Source organism: Streptomyces sp. NPDC111802 (assembly GCF_055634335.1).
Window position 1 is genome coordinate 1 of the sequence record NZ_JBVKCZ010000196.1, and the last position, 1,942, is coordinate 1,942.

1 protein-coding gene is annotated in these 1,942 nt (G+C 64.0%); it reads right to left on the minus strand.

Annotation, left to right across the window (positions count from 1 at the left end):
- Positions 1–130: 130 nt before the first annotated feature.
- Positions 131–1,561 carry a group II intron reverse transcriptase/maturase gene (gene ltrA / locus ACZ7NC_RS45375; protein WP_471498287.1) on the minus strand — a complete coding sequence of 477 codons (1,431 nt, stop codon included), beginning with the start codon at positions 1,559–1,561 and terminating at the stop codon, positions 131–133.
- Positions 1,562–1,942: the final 381 nt, after the last annotated feature.

Here is a 1,942-nt window from a genome sequence, read left to right on the forward strand (position 1 = left end):
GGTGAGGTCGACTCGGGGCGCCCTGCTGGTGTTTCCACCAGTGGGTTTCTCCGAGCCGCCTCCCGAACCCGGCGTGCCCGTCTCCGGGCACCGGGCTCTCCGCAAATCCCGTTTCGGGGTGTTCAGTTCCTCATGCCGTAATGGGCCACGGGGGCGGGATGAGTGTTCCCCGGTATCGGTATCTGGTCGTGCTTACCTTTGCCGGGTTGAACAGTTCCCCTTCCTCCGTGGCAGGCCACCAGCCACCGCCGTAATAGCGTCGGCGGAGCTGCTTCCAAGTGATCCCGGGATGCTTGCGCCGGATCCATCGTGTCACCCTCATCCACGTGTAGTGGCTGAGGTAACAGAAAGCGACGTTTGACACTCCGGGACGGAAGTACGCGCACCATCCTCGCAACACCGGGTTCAGCCGGTGGAGTAAGGACTCCAGCGACAAGCCGACGTTCTGCCGTCCAGTCAGTTCCTTCACCTTGGCCGTTGCGGAACGCACTGATTTCCGTGCCGGATAGGTGTAGATGTACTGCCGGTCAGTGCCCAGTTTCCGGTGCCGCTGGATGCGCCATCCGAGAAAATCGAGGCCCTCGTCAATGTGCGTGATCTTTGTCTTCTCCACCGACAGGCGAAGGCCCACCGGCTTCAACGCCTCCGCGACCTCATCGCGTAATTCCTCGGCGTGCTCACGGCGCCCGAAGACAAGCACGAGGAAGTCATCCGCATACCGGACCAGCCGGTAGTTGGGCAATCCCCGGCGCCGTCTCCTGCGCCGATCCTCGGAGGTGCTGTCTGGTCCTCCGGGGGTCTGGGCGATGTGCTCGTCCAGGACCGAGAGAGCGATGTTGGCCAGCAGCGGCGACAGGATCCCGCCCTGCGGGGTCCCAGTGCGTGTGTCCGTGAAGGCCCCGTCCCGGGACAGGATCCCGGACTTCAAAAACGCCCTCACCAAGGACAACACCCGCTTGTCCCCGATTCGATTCCGCACCCGCTCCATGAGGGCCGGGTGCGAGATCTCGTCGAAGCACGCCGTGATGTCGCCCTCCACCACCCACTCATATCCGTGGCTGGCGAGATAGCGAGTCTCGGCGATCGCGTCATGAGCCCGGCGGTTCGGGCGGAACCCATAGGAACACGGGAGGAAATCCGCTTCGAACACCGGCTCCAGCACCAGTTTCAAGGACGCCTGGACCACTCGGTCCGCCACGGTCGGAATCCCAAGACGACGAAGCTTGCCATTCGCCTTGGGAATCATCCGCTCGCGCACAGGAACCGGTCGGAAGCTGCGGTCTCTAATCTGAGTCCGCAGCCTGCCGAGAAACATCTCGACTCCCTGCCCGGCCTCGATGGAGCGTGCGGTCTTCCCATCCACTCCGGCCGTGCGGGCACCCTTGTTTCCCCGGACACGGTCCCACGCCACCAACAGGAAGGCGGGATCGGCCACGAGGTTGAACAGATCGTCGAACCTGCGATGAGGATCATCAGCAGCCCAACGGTGCAGCTTGGTCTGGATCTCCAGTACCCGGCGTTCGGCCTTCATCAAGGCCCATTCCAGCTCGTCGGTATTCACCGGCGACAGCCTCCCGGCATTCCAGTTTCCTTACTGCTGACTTGCTGGCCCCCTTCCCCATGTGGCCGGCTCTCCCGGCCTCGGAGTACTACGGGGCCTCCGTCCTGCCCGACGACCATCAGCCGGCGATGGGCCTGCCCTTGACCGAACTAAACGTCCGGTCCTTGGGCGACCGCGGGCAGTTCCCACGTTCACCACGGAATCGATCGACGGGTGAGGTGCCCAGCTCTACCCCGGCAGCATCGCCACGCTTACGCCGCAGGCTTTCGGCGTGGCCTCCCCACCGATACGTGGAATCGGCTTCGGAGTCGACCACCGGCCAGCGGTGGTCGTGCACTGCGTCCGGCCCATATCCGCCAGGTTGGAGCCGGTGTCGTAATT